Raw genomic sequence first — 19,210 nt, 5'->3', positions numbered from 1 at the left:
CACCAAAAAAATCACAAGCGTGACCAAATTAATTAATCAATTGATTAAATAGTGAGTAATTAATCTTCTACTGTTACGCCTGTTTATCTCTATAATTAATCATATGATTAATTATAGAGATGGATTTTTGCCATGACGGCACGAAAAGCAGGGCGACCTCAAAAGAACTTAGATGTTCGACAGTTATTGATTGAGCATGCTCGTGATCTCTTTGTCGTTCAGCCATACGATAAGGTCTCGACACGTTTAATTGCTGATCGTGCGGGTGTGAACATTGCGATGATCCGTTATTACTTTGGTAGTAAGGCCGGGCTGTTTGAGGCGATGCTGCGTGAAACGCTACGACCGATGCAATTGCAGATGCAAAGGTTGGTTGAAGAAAGTAGCCATGAGAACTTTCTTGATTTAATGCGGACTTACTACAAAGAGATGGTCAAGGTGCCCAAGTTTCCTCGCTTGATAGCTCAAGTGATGAATATGCCGCCTTCAGAGGTGCAGAGAGAGTTGCTAGAGAAGGTCTTTCTTGATGTAACCAAACCTGCTCAAGATGTCATTTTTGAAAAACTGGTGGCACAAGGCGTTTTAAGAAAAGATATGGATCCTAAACTCTGTCGCGTGTCGTATATAAGCTTGATGGTATTTCCATTCATTGCGCCGCCTCCTCTATTAGCAATCCATGGTATTGAGATTAATGAAGAATTTCTTAACCGCTTAATCGAACACAACATTAAATTGATGACAGAAGGCTTTATAAATACGCCTAGCCCTTCTTCTGTGCAGGACCAAAGATAATGGAAATAAATAAAAAACTACTCTTCTTTCCAGCACTTGCGGTTGGTGTGATTGGCCTTGTCGCCGCGATTAACTTGAAGCCGGATCTGCCAACCAAACCTGCAGGTGATAGAGCCCGCTTAGTTGATACAGTAAGCCTAGAGCAACAACTGATAGCGCCGTTAGCGGTTGGTTTTGGCAAAGTGGTGCCGAAAGTCGAATGGAAAGCGATTGCTGAGGTGACAGGACAAATAGTGTATCGACACCCGGAGCTTGAAAAAGGGCAGGTGATCCCTGCAGGAACGGTTGTACTCAAGGTTGATCCATTGGATTACGAATTGAAACTGATACAAGCAGAGGCGGATCTAAAATCAAGCCAAACCTCATTAGCGAAATTGAATCAAGAAGAAGACAACCTTAATCAGACTCTTAAGATCGAAAAGAATCGCTTAGTGATCAGCAACAAAGAGCTACAACGTAAACAGGATCTGCGTAAGAAAGGGCTAACTTCTCAGTCTGATGTCGACCTGCAACAACAAAGCGCATTGTCTCAACAGAAGCTAGTGTTGGATATCGCGAACCAAATTGCTTTAATGCCAGATGAAAAACGCGTCGCGGAAGCGGTGATTAAGGTCAACGTATCTAAAGTGAAAGAAGCACAACGCTCTCTCGATAAGACCACCATAACCTTGCCAAGAGCGATGCGAATAGCTCAGGTTGATATTGAACAAAATCAAGTGGTTAATCTTCAGCAAGAGATGTTTATTGCTCACGGGATTAATGTCATGGAAGTGGAGGCACAACTTTCTATTCACGATATGCAAACTTTAGCCTCCAGTTTTAACCAGTTCCCTCGCGATGCAGCAGGAATCCCTAATCCTTATGAAGCGCCAATCAAAGCAAGCATTCAACTTAATAGCGGCAACCTGAACCTTAGCTGGCCTGCGAAGGTGGCAAGAATCAGTGAAACAGTTGATGAAAACCAAGCGACGGCGGGGATTATTCTCGAGATCGCTCAAGATTACTCACAATTGCAACCAGACAGCGCAACGCCTTTGGTCAACGGCATGTTTGTCAAAGCTGAGATTGAGGGTGTAGCGAATCTGAGTTGGGTGGTTCCAGAGCGAGCACTGCATGGTGATAAGGTTTATCTGATGGATGACAATCAGCGTTTGCAAGTGGTCAATGTTGAAGTGCTTTATCGCAGAGACAATCAAGTGGTTGTGAGTGGCGAGCTACAAACTGGAGATAAACTGGTGCTCAATGATGTTCTGCCAGCAATTGAAGGCATGTTACTGAAAGAGTCGAACTCTGAAGAGGCTGAGCTTGAATCAAATACTCAGGAGAGTGCGTCATGATCAAGTTTTTCTCTCGGCACCCAACAGCAGCAAACTTGCTGATGCTTGGGCTGTTGATCTTGGGTATAAGTTCACTATCAACCATCAAACGTGAAACCTTTCCCGCTTATGACCCGCCTTACATTATGGCTGCGATTGTTTATCCCGGCGCTTCTCCACAAGAAGTGGAAGAGAGCTTATGTGTGCGAATGGAAGATGCAGTAGACGGGTTAGCTAACATTGAAGAGACTCAGTGTGAAGCGATCGAAGGCAGCGCTCGTTTAATTCTCAAGTTAAATGAGAAAGCGGACATCGGCCGAATGCTGGTGGACGTGCAAACTCAGATCAACTCGATCAATGACTTCCCAACCGAGATTGAATCACCTGTTGTTCAAGAGCTAGATTGGAATGAACCAGTTGTTGATATCGCCATCACAGCCGAAACGTCGTGGCCGGAACTTAAGGCCTACGCGGAAGAGCTTAAGCGCACTATGAAGCTCGATTACGGTGTATCTTTGGTCGAGGTCAGCGGCTTCTCAGATCATCAATATCGAGTAGAACTGGATACCCAAGCCATTCGTCAGCTGGGTTTGAGCGTCGGTGATATCGCCGATCAGATAGGCCGTCAAAATGTAAAGCTTCCGAGCGGTAACGTTGAAACACCAGACAAGAACTTTTTGATTCATTTTGACGAGAGGCGAATTACGCCTGTTGAACTGGAAAGTATCGTGGTTGGATCTGCGCCTAATGGTTCGGTGATTCGCTTAAGGGACATAGCCAAAATAACCGACCGCTTTGAGCTTGATGAACAGAAGGTACTGTTTGATGGTAAGCCTTCTGCACTATTGAAGATCAGCAAAAACAAAGAAGATGATGCGCTACGAATCAAAGAGAACGTGACCCGATTCGTTGAAGATCAAAGCGCGATTGCCCCTGATGGTGTGACATTGCAAATGACCAATGATCTCTCGTCTGTACTTTGGGATCGTTTAACCATGATGGTACGCAACGGCTGGCAAGGTATTGTGCTGGTGTTTGCCACCATGTGGTTGTTCTTCAGTTTGCGATATTCATTCTGGGTTGCGGCAGGTTTACCCGTAGCCTTCCTTGGTGGCTTGTTCTTAATGGCCAACCTTGGTCTGTCGATCAACATCATGTCATTGGTCGGCTTATTAATGGCGATCGGTATTATGATGGATGACGCCATCGTGATTGCCGAATCGATAGCCTCCCATTTAGATCGGGGGCAGAGCGTAGATGATGCGGTGTACAACGGCGTTAAGAAAGTGCTTCCCGGAGTACTGTCTTCTTTCCTAACCACTGTGTGTATTTTCGGTAGCTTACTGTTTCTTGATGGTGAGATGGGCGCGGTGCTTAAGGCCGTTCCTCAAGTCTTGATTTTGGTGCTGTCGTTGAGCTTGATTGAAGCCTTCCTGATTCTACCTAATCACCTATCTCATTCATTACACAAAGAAAAGAATGACAAGCCAGCGCTGCGTTTTAAGGTTGTGTTACTTGAGAAGTTTGAGAACTTCCGTAATACCACTTTGATGAACATGGTTGAGAAAGTCGTGACCTTCCGCTACGCCTTTATGGGCGGAGTGATTACGCTGTTGTTGCTTTCTGTAGCCTTGATTGCTGGTGGCATTGTTAAGTTTCAACCTTTTCCTGAGCTGGATGGTGATATTGCCGAGGCACGTATCATTCTTCCGCCGGGAGCATCATTGTCTCAAACCGAAAAAGTGGTCGACAAAATTGTCGCGTCTGCTGAGCGTTTGAACAAGCAATGGAGCGAAGAGGTTGAAGAAGGCAATACATTGGTCGAGCATATCACCAGCCAATTCAATGCCAACGCCGATGCCAATGAATCAGGCCCACACTTAGCCACAGTGCGCTTAGATTTACGCGGAGCAGAGAGTCGTAATACGATTATCGATGACTTCATTGATGCGTGGCGTGAAGATATTGGCGATTTAGCGGATCCTATTTCATTGGTGTTCAAGCAACCCACTATGGGCCCGGGCGGTCGTGCTATTGAGATTCGTGCTAAGCATGATGACCTGAGTGCATTGAAATCGGCCTCTTTGGATATTCAGGAATACCTCAATCAGTTTGATGGCGTACACGGTGTGCTTGATGACATGCGCATGGGTAAGGAAGAGATCTTAGTGAAGCTGCGCCCTGGAGCCGAAACCTACAATGTGAATGGGCAGATGATTGCATCTCAGTTACGAGCGGCTTTCTTTGGGCAAACGGCGGATGAGATTCAAATCGGTGTTGAGAATATCTCGATTGAGGTTCGTCTTGATAAAGAGCAAGCGGGCGACATACAGCAGCTGGCTAACTTCCCAATCATTACCGCAGATGGCAGTCAGATCCCGCTAGCAACATTGGCGACATTAGATTTCCAACGTAATTACGTGCGAATCCAGCGCATTGATGGGCTGAGAACCATCAGCATCTTTGGTGATATTGACAATAAGAAAGCGAGCTCATCCGCGATTTTGGCTCAGTTCCAAAAAGATGAAGCAGCCAAGCTTGTTCAGAAGTACCCAGGTTTACGCTTTGATTTCGAAGGGGAAGCTAAAGATGCAGCTAAGACTGGCGCCTCGATGGGCAAAGGATTCTTACTCGGCTTATTCGGCGTGTTTGCGATCCTTAGCTATCAGTTCAGAAGCTACTTAGAGCCTGTGGTCGTGATGTTAGCCATTCCACTCGCCTTTATTGGAGTGGTTGTTGGTCACTGGATACTTGGCCACTCTTTAAGTATGCCTAGCATGATGGGCTTTGTGTCGCTTGCCGGGATTGTGGTCAACGATTCTATCTTGTTGGTGCAGTATATTCGTCACCATGTCGATGAGGGAGATAGCGTGCATGACTCAGTGGTGAAAGCCAGTCGCGAGCGTTTCCGTGCGGTATTTTTGACCTCAATGACGACAGCAGCTGGTTTGTTACCGCTACTAACGGAAACTAGCTTGCAGGCTCAGGTTATCCAGCCATTGGTTATTTCGATTGTGTTCGGCATATTTGCCTCGACCTTACTGGTGCTGTTTATGATCCCAGCGGCCTACGCGATATTGGCGGATTTCGGTTTGGTGAAAAAGCACGAGCCACTCTCGTTATAGAGTCTTCGTTTATTCGTCTTTAAAGAAATAACAAACAATAAAGCGACCTTGAGTCGCTTTATTTGTATCTGTGTGATCACACTCAAGCTTGGGATGCCCAATTTAGTTGAGTCATTTGCTTCAAAATTCATTTTAGTTCATTCAAAACGTCACTTAACTGTCATTTCAGGGGAATAACTTGAGCCTTAACTGAATAAGGATTGTTAAGGAGAACGTATGCGTACTATCGAACCTATTGTCCGCTGGGATGTGGCATTTTCTGTTTTCTGCTTAAAGAACCGTTACAGCGGGCAACATGCAACCTTGAGTAAAGCGGTGTCTCATACTGGAGACGGACACCTTTATGTTTTGATTGCTTTGGTTGCACTGCTGGCTGATAGCAACACCGGTCGAGATTTTCTTTTGGTGGGCTTAACCGCTTTTGCTATCGAACTGCCTATCTACTGGCTGGCCAAAAATACCCTCAAGCGCCGTAGACCAGCTGAATTCTCTTCACTGCTTCACTCTCATATTGTGCCATCCGATAAATACAGCCTGCCTTCAGGGCATTCCGCTGCGGCTTTTGTTATGGCGACCCTAATTGGACATTTCTATCCGAGCTTGTACCTCTTTAGCTTAGTGTGGGCAACTGCGATTGCAGGCTCTCGAATCCTGCTCGGTGTGCACTTTTTAACGGACGTACTGATTGGTGCAGCCTTGGGCATCGCTTGTACTAGCCTTGCTATCAGTTTCATTCTGTAATCATTTTGTTGGCAATCACTGCCGAGCTAAAGTGGTAAATTCAAAGGAACATGCATGAAAATTTTATATGGTGTACAAGGTACGGGGAATGGTCACATCGCGAGGGCGAGAGCAATGGCTGTTGCTTTTCGTCAGCAAAATATCGATGTCGATTTTCTATTCTCAGGTCGAGAAGCGAGCAAATACTTTTCGATGGAAGCGTTTGGCAACTATCAGACTCGCAGCGGCTTAACTTTTTACAGCGAGCAGGGGCAGGTTAAATACGGCAAAACATTCATCAAGAATAACATCTGGCGATTTCTCCGTGAGATTAACCAGATCGATCTTACGCCTTATGACTTAGTGATTAATGACTTTGAGCCTGTGACTGCGTGGGCGGCTAAGCGGCAAGGTGTGCCATGCATTGGGATAAGCCACCAGAATGCGTTTCGTTATGATGTACCCAAAGAAGGGGGCAACTGGATTGAACATTCAGTGATTCAACATTTCGCTCCAACCGAGCACTCTATTGGTTTGCATTGGTATCACTTTGAACAGCCGATTTTACCACCTATTGTTCATACACCGATTGTTCACACGCTGGTTGGTAATGAACAAACCAAAACAGCACCAGATTTTACGTTGGTCTATTTGCCGTTTGAGGAGATTGAGTCGATCTCAGAGCTGCTGATGAAGTTCATTTCCCATAATTTTGTTTGCTACCACCCGAATGTCATTGAGCATAGCCGAGTCGAAAATATTGAGTTTAAACCACTCAGTCATGCAGGCTTTCAATTCGACCTAAACCAGTGCTCAGGTGTGGTAGCCAATGGCGGCTTTGAATTGCCATCTGAAGCCCTAACCTTGGGGAAAAAATTGCTTCTCAAACCACTCGAAGGACAGTTCGAACAACAGAGCAATGTGGCGACGCTAGAGGCTCTTGGATTAGCTCAAACCATGACCTTTTTAGATGCGGCTATCTTGCGTACTTGGCTCAGTGAAAAACAGGCTGAAGTGGTCACTTACCCTGACGTGGCAAGTGCACTCGTTGAATGGCTATTAGCGGGGAATTGGTCTAATCAAGACGACTTAAGAAAGCAACTTTGGGGCAAGGTAGATTTTCCAAGTTATGCATCGCTCACCTAACTCATAAGTGTTATTTCTGAATGGACTGGCCAACTAATTCATAGGTTCAATAAGTTGTAACAATTGTAACCAAACGATAGAACAGCTAAATAAGTCGAAATGAAACTCATAAGTGAAGCATTTTATGTTTTTTTATAACTCTATAAGTTTCTGATTTTTAGGTGTTATTTAATCATTAAGGTAAAATAAAATTATTCTTTATCAATCTTGTTGGTAGCTCGAGATGTATTGGTTAATAGTAATGGTAATCCGAAAAGTATCGGTCTGATAAATATAAGAATTAGTGGTTATCTATTCCCATACCATTACCAATTTAACGCTGTCGAACCGACAAGAGGCAACTTGAATGTTAGAGAAAAAAGACGCAATGAGTGCAATTGCAAGCTACAGAATGGAAAGCACACTTCGTGGAGTTGACTTAAATCTTTTGACTGTATTTGATGCAGTTATGCAAGAGCAAAACATTACACGTGCAGCTCACAATCTGGGTATGTCTCAGCCTGCTGTAAGTAACGCTGTTGCTCGTCTAAAAGTGATGTTTAACGACGAACTATTCATGCGTCAAGGTCGTGGTATTCAACCGACTCAACGTGCTCGCCAGCTGTTTGGTCCAATCCGCCAAGCGCTACAGTTAGTACGCAACGAACTACCAAGTTCTGTGTTCTCTCCAGAGTCGTCTTCTCGCCTGTTCAAACTTGCGATTTGCAGCCCTTGTGACATGCGTTTTGCTCCTAAGATTATGTCGACAATCAATGACCAAGCACCTAGCGTTAAACTGCACATGGATGCTGAATTCGATCGTCAACTTTCAGAGCGCATGCGCTACCAAGAAATCGACTTCGTTATTGATTACGCTCGTTTTGATGAGCAAGGCTTCTCAAGCACTGAAATCTTCCAAGATGAATTAGTTGTGGTTGCTTCTGCTTCTCACCCACGCATCAACGGTGAAGTTTCTGCGGCAGAGCTGCTTAACGAAAAACACGCAAAACTGTCTCGCATCCATGGTCAACGTAGCTTCTCTGAGCAAGCTTACCGTGACCTAGATTGCACGCCTTTCTATGAAGGTACGAGCTTGAGTAACGTTCTTTACGTTGTTGGTCAATCTGAACTAGTAACGATTGCTCCTCGTTGGATGGTAGAGCATGCAGCAAATAAAGAGCAGCTTCAGATTCTAGATTTCCCATTCGATAATGCGGCTATTTCTGGCTTCCTAAGCTGGCACGAATCAAGTGAAAAGGACAAAGGACACATTTGGTTACGAGATCAGTTAATGATGATCTGTGGTGAAGTCGTGGCACTTAACTAGACACTAATCCCTATGTTTTATAAGCCCTAAGCTAGGAGTCTGGCTTGGGGCTTTTTTGTACCTGCTATTTTTGTTGATAGAAAATTTAGCGTGAGACGTACTATTACTTATAACTTTGAGCTTCATCAGTTGCCTTTTCCATGATCAGAGGTACACTTGTGCGCTCAAAAAAGCTTACAGGTGTAAGCCAAAGGTAAAGAGATGGCCAATTTAGATTTTCATATCGTAAAAAGACTTCGTGACCAAATTGCCCAAGGCGGCAACCGTACAGCTTTGAAGCACAAAGTAGACAATGTATGGCAAGGCATTAGCTGGGAACAGTTTGGACAACAAATCGATACGCTTTCATTAGCACTGTTGGCTCAAGGACTGAGAGTTCAGGATAAGATCGGTATCTATTCGAATAATATGCCTCAATGGACAGTGGCAGATTTTGCATCTTTACAAGCGCGTCTTGTGACTGTGCCGATTTATCCGACGAACACAGCAGCACAGTCTTCTTACATCATCCAAAACGCAGATGTGAAGATCTTATTCGTTGGCGAACAGGTTCAATTCGATGCGGCTGTTAGCCTGTTTGAAGAGTGCGAACAGTTAGAAGTGGTTGTTGCTATGTCTGATGACATTGACCTTCAAGGCCACAACTTTGCAGAATCGTGGACTGACTTCATGGCGCGTGGCGTTGAAGCACAACAAGCTGAACTTGACATGCGTCTTGCTGATGCAAGCATGGACGACTTACTGACTCTTATCTATACCTCTGGTACCACAGGTCAGCCAAAAGGCGTAATGCTTGATTACACCAATATTGGCTACCAGTTAGAAGGCCACGATGAGCGCCTTAGCCTAAGCAAAGACGATGTCTCACTGTGTTTCCTACCTCTGTCACACGTATTTGAGCGTGCTTGGACGTTCTACGTTCTCTATAAAGGCGCAACCAACTGCTACCTGCAAGACACGATGCAAGTGCGTGATGCGTTAAGCGATGTGAAACCAACAGTAATGTGTGCGGTTCCACGTTTCTATGAGAAGATCTTCTCTGCGATTCACGAGAAGGTATCTAAAGCGCCATTTATTCGTAAAGTGCTATTTACTTGGGCGGTGAACATGGGAGCAAAGCTTTCAGTTTGTCACCAGGAAGGTCGTACTCCATCGTTAATGCTGAAAAAGAGCCATGCGCTAGCCGATAAGCTTGTGCTATCTAAACTGCGCGCTCTACTAGGTGGCAACATCAACTTTATGCCATGTGGTGGCGCAAAGCTTGATGAGACGATTGGTCGTTTCTTCCATGCTATCGGTATCAACGTAAAACTTGGTTACGGCATGACAGAAACCACAGCAACAGTATCTTGTTGGGATGACCGCTGTTTTAACCCTGATTCGATTGGTATGTCGATGCCGGGCGCAGAAGTAAAAATTGGTGCGAAGGACGAGATTCTTGTTCGTGGTCCAATGGTGATGCGTGGCTACTACAAGATGCCTGAAGAGACGGCTAAGACGTTTGATGAGCACGGTTTCTTGAAAACTGGTGATGCGGGTCATTTTGATGAAAATGGTAACCTGTTCATTACCGATCGTATCAAAGAGCTGATGAAAACCTCTGGTGGTAAGTACATTGCACCGCAAGTGGTTGAAGGCGCGATTGGTAAAGATCACTTTATCGAACAGATTGCTGTTATCGCTGATACGCGCAAATTCGTTTCTGCGCTGATTGTTCCTTGTTATGACTCACTAGAAGAGTATGCCAAAGAGCTTAATATCAAGTATCACGATCGCGTTGAGCTTGTTAAGCATCACCAAATCGTCGAGATGCTAGAAAAGCGTGTGAATGACCTACAGCAAGAACTGGCTAAGTTTGAGCAAGTGAAGAAATTCAAACTGCTACCAAAAGCATTTTCTATGGATGATGGTGAGCTGACACCAACTCAAAAATTGCGTCGTAAAGTTATCAACGATAAGTATCAAGACGAAATCGAAGAAATGTACAATGAAAAGCCAAAAGATAAGTAGTTTTCTGCTTAGATAAATTTTCAGTTGTTTAAAAATCCCCCTACGGATGTGATTGCATTTTTAGGGGGATTTTTTGTATCTAATGACACGCACAATGTGCGAAAACGCACGCCAGAAAGCTCGCTGTTAATCGATAAATAGCGATCTGTTGAAATATTAAATGCTTTTTTTGTCTGGTAACCAGTGTTTAAATCTATCATTGAGGTCTGTGGTGGGTTTTCTTTAATGCTTTGAGCTAATAGTTGGTTTTTTGGCACAGTGGCCGAATAACAGGTGTTAGACCAGATGATAATAAAGCGTTAAAGTTGTTTCGTATTACTGTTTGTTGTTATCACGACAGACAGCCATAGCCGAAAAAGTGGAAGTATTTCGAATTAGGCTACGAATAAGCCCTAGACTATGAAAAACCAGCCCAACATGTTCACCAAATATGATTGGAAACTGGTGAGGAGAGCAATATGACAACAAAACCTGAAACAGCAATGTTATCCGGCGCTGAGATGGTGGTGCAGTCTCTAATTGAAGAGGGTGTAGAACAAATCTTTGGTTACCCGGGTGGTTCTGTACTTGATATCTACGATGCGCTGCATGCTAAAACTGCTGAAATTAAACACGTATTAGTACGACACGAACAAGCCGCTACCCACATGGCAGATGGCTATACTCGTTCTACCGGTAAACCGGGTGTAGTACTTGTGTGTTCTGGTCCAGGTGCGACCAATACCGTTACTGGTATTGCAACAGCCTACATGGACTCAATTCCAATGATTGTTATTTCTGGTAACGTACCAAATAACCTTATTGGTAACGACGCTTTCCAAGAGTGTGACATCGTGGGTGTATCACGCCCGATCGTTAAACACAGCTTCTTAGTTAAGAAAGCGGAAGATATCCCTGAAGTCGTTAAAAAAGCATTCTATATTTCAACGACAGGACGTCCCGGTCCTGTGGTTATTGATCTGCCAAAAGACATCTTAAACCCACAAATCAAGCTTCCTTATGAATACCCAGAAACAATCAAAATGCGTTCGTACAACCCAACGGTTACGGGTCATAAAGGTCAGATTAAAAAGGCGTTAAAAGCCCTTCTTGAAGCGAAGAAGCCAGTACTTTACGTCGGTGGTGGTGCGGTTATTTCTGAGGCAGATGAACAGCTAATCAAATTAGCTGAAGCACTGAATTTACCCGTAGTAAGTACCTTAATGGGGCTTGGCGCCTTCCCTGGCACTCATAAGAACTCTTTGGGTATGCTAGGTATGCATGGTTTGTATGAGGCTAATATGGCGATGCATAATGCTGATCTTATCTTTGGTGTCGGTGTACGCTTTGATGACCGTACGACCAATAACCTGGATAAGTATTGCCCTAACGCAAAGATCATGCATATTGATATCGACCCATCGTCGATCTCTAAAAACGTGAAAGTGGATCTGCCTATCGTAGGTTCTGCGGAAAAAGTACTAGAAAGCATGGTTAACCTGCTGATTGAGCAGGGCGGCACTAACGATGCGCAAGCTCTAGAGAGCTGGTGGAGTGAAATCAAGGTGTGGCAAGATCGTGATTGCCTAGCTTATGAAAAATCTTCAGAGTGCATCAAACCACAACAAGTTATTGAAACACTTCATAAAGTAACTAATGGTGATGCTTACGTTGCTTCGGATGTAGGCCAGCACCAAATGTTTGCAGCATTGTACTACCCATTCAACAAGCCACGCCGTTGGATTAACTCTGGTGGCTTAGGCACGATGGGCTTTGGTCTGCCTGCTGGTATGGGGGTTAAGTTTGCTAAGCCAGACGAAGAAGTGGTTGTGGTAACGGGTGATGGCAGTATTCAGATGAACATCCAAGAGCTGTCGACTGCGCTGCAATATAATATCCCAGTTAAGATTATTAACCTTAACAACCGTTTTTTAGGCATGGTAAAACAGTGGCAAGACATTGTTTATCAAGGCCGTCACTCTAACTCATATATGGACTCTGTTCCTGATTTTGCTGCTATCGCCGAGGCTTACGGCCACGTTGGTATGCGTATTTCATCTCCGGATGAACTGGAATCAGGTTTGGAAAAAGCACTGGCGATGAAAGACCGTTTGGTATTTGTCGATATCAGTGTGGATGACACCGAGCACGTATACCCAATGCAGATCAAGGGCGAGGGTATGGATAACATGTGGCTAAGCAAAACGGAGAGAACATAATATGAGACACATCATTTCACTATTAATGGAAAACCAACCTGGTGCACTTTCTCGTGTGGTTGGCTTGTTTTCTCAGCGTGGCTACAACATCGAGTCTTTGAACGTATCTCCAACCGATGATCCGACGCTGTCTCGTCTGAACGTAACCACTAACTCAAGCGAAATGCAGCTTGAGCAGATCCAGAAACAGCTACATAAACTAATCGATGTACTTAAGGTACAAGAAGTGTCTGAGCTTGAGCATATCGAGCGTGAGCTGTTGATGGTAAAAGTACGCGCGAGCGGCTTTGCTCGTGCAGAAGTGAAGCGCACGGCTGATATCTTCCGTGGCCAAATCGTTGATGTAACGGCTTCGCAATATACGGTTCAAATGGCCGGCACTAGCGAGAAGCTGGATGCTTTCATTCAGGCATTGTCTGAAGTAACGGAAGTACTTGAAGTGGCTCGAAGTGGGGTTGTTGGCATCGCACGTGGTGAACGAGCGTTGAAAGCCTAAACAAGAAGTATTTAGAAAATAGTTTTAAAGCCGCTTTTTTAAGCGGCTTTTATTTTGTTAATTTCCTAGAGTGCTATAATCTTGCGCTCTCTTTTTCTTCCTGAGCTAGTAATGCGAAATAAAAAATCAATAATTACATTACTAATCATCTCAATCACACTCTGTTCAGCTGTCGCTCTGTATTACTTGCAGCGATATAAAGAAGTGAAGCAGCAGAGTTTTGACTATTCGGCCAAGCAAGCTGTCCATCAATTGGTGTACGCCAAGCGAGACTACGATCTTCTTAAGACTCAATTAGTTTCCGTAATGGGCCTGTTAAGCCACAGCCAAAGCTTGGTTAATTTTGCCTCTTCTCCCTCTGACCAAACCAAAGATCTACTCGAAGAGGTTTGGCAGTCTGTCCTCGTGAACCAAAAATGGTATACAAAGATCCACCTGCTAGATATCTCGGGTAAAGAGCTGGTTCGTGTCAACTACTCCGCTGATTCAGGCCACATAACGGTACCGCAACAGCTTCAAGATAAATCTGACTCGAGCTACTTTCAATACGCCCAAAAACTAGAAGCTGAACAAATTGGCGGCTGGGGCATTGAACTTGAAATGGAACATGGTGAGATCACTTTCCCTTATATGCCGGTAATTCGTGTCTTTACCCCCGTAGAAACACCTGAGAAAAGAGTGGGGTACCTTGTTATTAATCTCGACGTATGGGGTTTATCGTCGCGTCTTAGCTTTTCCCCTGATAATGATCTTAGAGCAGAAGTTCTTAATGAAGCGGGTTATTACATAGCGAGTAACCATAGCGGAAAGCTGTTTGGCGATTCTATTCCAGAAAGAAAAGGCTACAACCTGAAAAACATCGCACCAAAGGCATGGGAAGCGATCTCTAATGATCAGGTGGGACACGTTTTTGAAGATGGCAATTTGTTTGCGTTTAACACAGTGATGCTCGCGAATAATCAAAAGGTCCATTTACTGATTCAACTTAATCAGAAACAACTGATGGATCGAGCTGAACCGAGCTTAAGTGACCTCTCTCAAGAAGAAGTGTTTGTGTTGCTAACGGTACTAGTTTTTGCGTTTCCGTTTGCTTATTTAGTGACTCATTACCGACGTCGAAGTCTAGAAAGTAAGTTGGCACGTGCCGCATTGAGCGGCATGTCGGCCGTCATGATCTCTGATAAGCAGCATCGTACTATGATGATCAACAACGAGTTTGAGAACATGACGGGGTACTGCAAAACTCAAGTTATCGGTCAAAATGCATTACAGCTGTTGCTTGAAAATACCGAGCAGGCACTCTCGAGTGATTCAATCTGGCAACACTTAGAGCAAGAAGAAGTATGGGAGGGGGAAGTTCTGTGCAAGAACAAGTTACGTATCCCTTTCACCGTCATCATGCGAGTACAAGCCGTTAAGAATCGCTCTGGAAAGATCAGTTACTATATTACGTCCCTGGTTGATATTTCTGTAAGGAAGGAGCTTGAGGTGCGTTTGAGGATCTTAAGTGAACGAGATTCTTTGAGTAACCTTTGGAACCGCCGAAAGTTCGAAGAGCAGCTCGCGTATTATTCTCGCTTGGTCGAGCGTTACCCTAATGAAGCGACCACTTGCTTAGCTTTAGTCGATATTGATAACTTCAAACGAATCAATGACGAACTTGGCCACGATGAAGGCGACCGAGTGATTGCAAGTGTTGCAAGGCTTCTGCAAGACAGCCTTCGTGGGACTGACTTTGTTGCACGTGTCGGAGGAGAAGAGTTTGCACTCTTGATGCCACACACCTCACTGCCGGAAGCAAAACGCGTATTGGAACGATTACGAATCGAGATTGAGCTAGCAGCTGGAACTAAGGTAACGGTGAGTGTTGGCTTTACGGATTTAACCAGTAACAGCACTCGTTCATATAAGTGTGCTGATGTTGCACTTTACGAATCTAAATCGTCTGGCCGTAATACGGTCTCTATGTGTCCTAGCTACGATGATGTTGCTTAGGTTCGCTTCTACCTAGTCCTCTTTTCTATTTGCTTAACTTCTTCAAGCGGCTCCCCGACTCATTTTGCCTTTCCCCCCTTTTTATTAGGAATCTCACTTTTGAACGACCTATGTCACAAAATCTATACAGTTAGACTAAAGTCTAATGTTGGTGAAAATTTGAGCTAAAATGAACAATAAGTAAACTACTTTGCTTCAGATTACATCGTGTGAAACGATATAATAAATAGAGTGTTTACCAGATGTAAAAGGATGACACCGTTAACTTAATTCAGCTGGTTAGCTAGCCTTATCAATAACTTGAAAGGCAGCAGTAGAATTAGGTTAGCTGGAGCAAGAGTTTGGGGATCATACAGTCTGGTTAAAAGAGGCGTGGTATGTTTGTCGATTTTTTAGTGAGGTTAACCATAGGCACATTAGCCATTCTTGGCTTTCAGCTTAGTGCATTGTATTTTTTACCTATGGTTGTGCTGCTCAATACTCATCACAAAGAGTTTTTTGGGTGGTAGTTCAGTCGTGGTACTGGAAAAAAACGGAGCCGTTGGGCTCCGTTTTTATTTGGTGAGAATCTATCTTGGCATTATGCCGCTTCGATAACTTCTTCAATTCGTTTCATTGAACCTAGTAAGTGTTGATCAAGCAGTTCTGTCGCTTGTTCTACATTCTTAGAGAGTACTAGCTTCATGATCATTTCGTGCTCATCAATATTGAACAGATCATCAGATGCGCTTTCTGCAGACATAGCGAGGAAGCGGTAACGTTTCACTTGGTTAATTAGGTCATCAAAGAACTTAAACATGTTCTCTGAATCAGCGCCTTCAAGTAACGCAACATGGAACTGCTGGTGGCGCTCTTCCCACTCAACACAATCAAACTCTTCAGATACGTACTGCACTCGCGACAGTTTATGGTAAGACGTTAATACATCTAGTTCCCAGCTCTCATCACCCGCTGAAATCGCTTTTTTAAGCAGAACAGAAGAGACAACACGAAGGCTTTCGTAGAGATCATTCAGTTCTTTCTTTGATACAGGAGATACCCAGCAGCCTTTTTGTGGCTCAAGCTTTACGTATTTGCTCCAAGATAATTGTACCAAGGCTTCGCGAATGGGAGATGCACCGACGTTGTATCGTGCTTTTAGATCAGCAACAACGAGCTTTTGGCCAGGGGTTAACTCACCATTAAGAATATCTTGGCGAATCATCTTTGATACTTTGTCAGTGAGCGTAGGGCTAGACATTACAAACCTCATGTATATTGATTTCTAGTCTGCTAATCCGTTTCTTAGAAAGAGCCAATTGGAAGTTAACAGTACGTAGTTCTATTGTGATTGATAATACAGCGTACTGAAAAGTTAGGCAAGATTTTGTTTCATAAAAAAAGAGGGCCGAAGCCCTCTTTTATATTTTATGCGAATCGGTTCATTCTTATAGAACGTGAACAGATGCCGTGTTTGTAGTACCAGAAGCTACTAGAGCACCAGAAACCATAACTACGATGTCGCCTTTGTTACCTAGGCCAGATTGTAGAGCGATTTCTTTACCGTTGATGTAGAACGCGTCTGTGTTCTCGATAGATTCAACAAGAACTGGCTTAACACCTTTAGTAAGAACTAGCTGTGCAGCTGTCTTTTCGTTAGTTGTTAGAGCAAGGATGTTTGCAGTTGGGAAGTACTTACGTACTGAACGTGCAGACTTACCGCCTTCAGTTGCAACAACGATTAGAGGAGCAGCTAGCTTCTCTGCAGTGTCTACAGCGCCTTTACATACTGCTTCAGTGATGCGTAGACGTGGGCTGTCTAGACGAGAACCTAGCTCAGCTTTAAGAGCTGAATCAGTACGGTTCGCGATTTGAGCCATGATAGTAACAGCTTCAACTGGGTACTTACCTTTAGCAGTTTCACCAGAAAGCATTACAGCATCAGTACCATCCATGATTGCGTTCGCAACGTCACCCGCTTCTGCACGAGTTGGACGTGGGTTGCTGATCATAGAGTCAAGCATTTGAGTTGCAGTGATAACCATCTTACGTGCACGGTTACACTTCTCGATCATCATCTTCTGAGCGAAGATTACTTCTTCAGCTGGGATTTCAACACCTAGGTCACCACGAGCAACCATGATGCCGTCAGAAGCTTCAAGGATTGAATCGAAGTTATCTACACCTTCTTGGTTTTCAATCTTAGAAATGATGTGGATGTTCTCGCCGCCGTTAGCGTTTAGAAGCTCACGGATTTCTTTAACGTCTTCTTCTTTACGGATGAAAGAAGCAGCAACGAAATCAACGCCTTGTTCACAACCAAACTTAAGGTCAGCTTTGTCTTTCTCAGAAAGAGCTGGAAGTTGAACAGAAACGCCAGGAAGGTTAACACCTTTGTTTTCGCCTAGAGCACCGTTGTTAAGAACTTTACACTTAACTTCAGTTTCTGTTGTTGCGATAACTTCCATTTCGATTAGGCCGTCATCAACAAGGATAGTGTTACCCGCTGTTAGGTCTTTAGCGAAACCTAGGTAAGTTACTGCTACTACGTCTTTGTTACCAACAACTGTTGCGTCAGTTGTGAAAGTGAACTCTTGACCAGCTACTAGATCTACGTCGTTACCATCTTCAAGCTTGATAGTACGGATTTCTGGACCTTTAGTATCTAGAAGGATAGCAAGTTGCTCACCTTTGTTTTCCATTACTTTACGGAAGTTCGCGATACGAGTGCCGTGCTCTGCGAAATCACCGTGAGAGAAGTTAAGACGCATAACGTTCATGCCAGCATCTACTAGTTCAGTTAGCTTCTCTACAGATTCAGTTTTAGGGCCAATCGTACATACGATTTTGGTCTTTTTCATGGAAGGTACTCTCCGGTAAGTATTGTTACAATTTGAAATTTATTTAAGTTCTGAAGATTGGTCCGCTACATCAACATTTTGTGCCTGTTGTGTAAAAGCGCGGGACTTCCAATATGTCCTTCAGAGTTGTAAGTCTTTCATCAATTTTAGTCATTTTATGACCAAAAGATTTTGATTCAATATCGGTTTTATGTGACTTACCCCACTATATAGGCGGTAAGTTGCAAAAAAATAACAGTCAGTTTTGTAATTTTTTTCTTTTCGGGTGCGGATTCTACCACCTAATGAGTTCAATATCACTGCTTAACAATTGTCTTAGGACAAGGTTTTATCGCTATTTATTAATTTTTTGGATCAAAATAAATGGACTAAATAGTTTCGTTGTAACTATAATATCTTTCATATCGAAACTTAATGGTCTTTTTTAAATGTCGAAACGAAACACGCAGCTCAGAAGACATGCAATTTCTAACTTAGTGAATGAAAAAGGGGAGGTTAGTGTTGATGAATTATCCGCTAAGTTCGAAACCTCAGAGGTCACTATTAGAAAGGACTTGGCGTCTTTAGAGAAAAACGGTCAGCTTTTACGCCGTTATGGTGGTGCGATTTCGTTACCGAAAGAGGTTGTTAATGAAGAACTGGGTCAACAAGTTTCGACTCGAAAGGTTTCATTGGCAAAAGCCGCTGCAGATTTAATTCGCGACCATAACCGCATCGTGATCGATAGTGGCAGTACTACAGGTGCCCTAATTCAGCAGCTTAATGCCAAGCGTGGCTTGGTTGTTATGACCAACTCATTGCACGTCGCTAATGCGCTTAATGAGCTTGAAAGCGAGCCTACATTATTAATGACTGGCGGCACTTGGGATACGCATTCGGACTCTTTCCAAGGCAAAGTCGCAGAGTCGGTGCTTCGCGCTTACGATTTTGACCAACTATTCATCGGGGCCGATGGTATCGACCTTGATAGAGGTACAACCACGTTTAATGAGTTGGTTGGCCTAAGCAAAGTAATGGCTGAAGTGTCACGAGAAGTGATCGTGATGGTTGAGTCGGAAAAAGTGGGGCGAAAGATCCCAAACTTAGAGCTGGCATGGGAACACATTGACATCTTAATTACAGATACAGACTTAGGCGAAGAATCCATAGCAAGTATCGAATCACATGATGTTCGCGTGATCCTGACCGATCCAGCGTAAAAACAAATTTAAGTATTATGCATTTACCTTCCTATAATTGATCTTAATAAAGATATGGCCTTTGCTT

Annotated in this window: 13 protein-coding genes; 11 read left to right on the top strand and 2 right to left on the bottom strand. The window is 43.9% G+C overall.

From position 1 onward, the window contains the following. Positions 1-132: 132 nt before the first annotated feature. From AB8613_RS06610 to AB8613_RS06565, 10 genes are all read left to right on the top strand, one after another. Positions 133-792, top strand: coding sequence for a TetR/AcrR family transcriptional regulator (locus AB8613_RS06610; RefSeq protein WP_146490491.1), 660 nt, complete (start codon positions 133-135; stop codon positions 790-792). Then, positions 792-2,129, top strand: a complete 1,338-nt coding sequence (locus tag AB8613_RS06605) for an efflux RND transporter periplasmic adaptor subunit (RefSeq protein WP_372384682.1) — start codon at positions 792-794, stop codon at positions 2,127-2,129. The genes AB8613_RS06610 and AB8613_RS06605 overlap by 1 nt, the downstream gene beginning before the upstream one ends. Beyond that, on the top strand, positions 2,126-5,233 hold the full coding sequence (locus tag AB8613_RS06600) for an efflux RND transporter permease subunit (RefSeq protein WP_372384681.1): 3,108 nt from the start codon (positions 2,126-2,128) through the stop codon (positions 5,231-5,233). Before AB8613_RS06605 ends, AB8613_RS06600 begins: the two co-directional genes overlap by 4 nt. A gap of 216 nt (positions 5,234-5,449) precedes the next feature. Further along, entirely contained in the window at positions 5,450-5,974 is a 525-nt protein-coding gene (locus AB8613_RS06595) for a phosphatase PAP2 family protein (RefSeq protein ID WP_146490494.1), read from the top strand. Between the two features lie 54 nt (positions 5,975-6,028). Continuing rightward, positions 6,029-7,099, top strand: coding sequence for an MJ1255/VC2487 family glycosyltransferase (locus AB8613_RS06590; protein ID WP_146490495.1), 1,071 nt, complete (start codon positions 6,029-6,031; stop codon positions 7,097-7,099). A 346-nt stretch (positions 7,100-7,445) separates the two neighbouring features. Then, the gene (leuO, locus tag AB8613_RS06585) at positions 7,446-8,405 is read left to right on the top strand and encodes a transcriptional regulator LeuO (RefSeq protein WP_060983006.1); all 960 of its coding nucleotides are present in this window, start codon (positions 7,446-7,448) and stop codon (positions 8,403-8,405) included. Between the two features lie 201 nt (positions 8,406-8,606). Continuing rightward, positions 8,607-10,415: a long-chain fatty acid--CoA ligase gene (locus AB8613_RS06580; RefSeq protein WP_372384680.1), complete on the top strand. Its 1,809-nt coding sequence runs from the start codon at positions 8,607-8,609 to the stop codon at positions 10,413-10,415. 458 nt (positions 10,416-10,873) lie between these two features. After that, positions 10,874-12,613 carry an acetolactate synthase 3 large subunit gene (locus AB8613_RS06575; protein ID WP_372384679.1) on the top strand — a complete coding sequence of 580 codons (1,740 nt, stop codon included), beginning with the start codon at positions 10,874-10,876 and terminating at the stop codon, positions 12,611-12,613. 1 nt (position 12,614) lies between these two features. Then, on the top strand, positions 12,615-13,109 hold the full coding sequence (gene ilvN, locus AB8613_RS06570; protein ID WP_008219984.1) for an acetolactate synthase small subunit: 495 nt from the start codon (positions 12,615-12,617) through the stop codon (positions 13,107-13,109). Positions 13,110-13,220: 111 nt separating this feature from the next. Continuing rightward, complete coding sequence (locus tag AB8613_RS06565; protein ID WP_372384678.1) at positions 13,221-15,104, top strand: diguanylate cyclase; 1,884 nt, start codon at positions 13,221-13,223, stop codon at positions 15,102-15,104. Positions 15,105-15,684: 580 nt separating this feature from the next. Here AB8613_RS06565 and AB8613_RS06560 read toward each other — a convergent pair. Further along, positions 15,685-16,308, bottom strand: coding sequence for a GntR family transcriptional regulator (locus AB8613_RS06560; RefSeq protein WP_029405749.1), 624 nt, complete (start codon positions 16,306-16,308; stop codon positions 15,685-15,687). A 223-nt stretch (positions 16,309-16,531) separates the two neighbouring features. Then, on the bottom strand, positions 16,532-17,944 hold the full coding sequence (pykF, locus tag AB8613_RS06555; RefSeq protein ID WP_372384677.1) for a pyruvate kinase PykF: 1,413 nt from the start codon (positions 17,942-17,944) through the stop codon (positions 16,532-16,534). 428 nt (positions 17,945-18,372) lie between these two features. Between pykF and AB8613_RS06550 the strand changes: the two genes are divergently transcribed. After that, on the top strand, positions 18,373-19,143 hold the full coding sequence (locus AB8613_RS06550; protein WP_146490499.1) for a DeoR/GlpR family DNA-binding transcription regulator: 771 nt from the start codon (positions 18,373-18,375) through the stop codon (positions 19,141-19,143). Positions 19,144-19,210: the final 67 nt, after the last annotated feature.

The organism is Vibrio sp. BS-M-Sm-2 (assembly GCF_041504345.1).
Lineage (GTDB): Bacteria > Pseudomonadota > Gammaproteobacteria > Enterobacterales > Vibrionaceae > Vibrio > Vibrio satsumensis.
The sequence above is the reverse complement of the archived record's forward strand: the minus strand, read 5'-3'. Positions and strand labels throughout refer to the sequence as shown.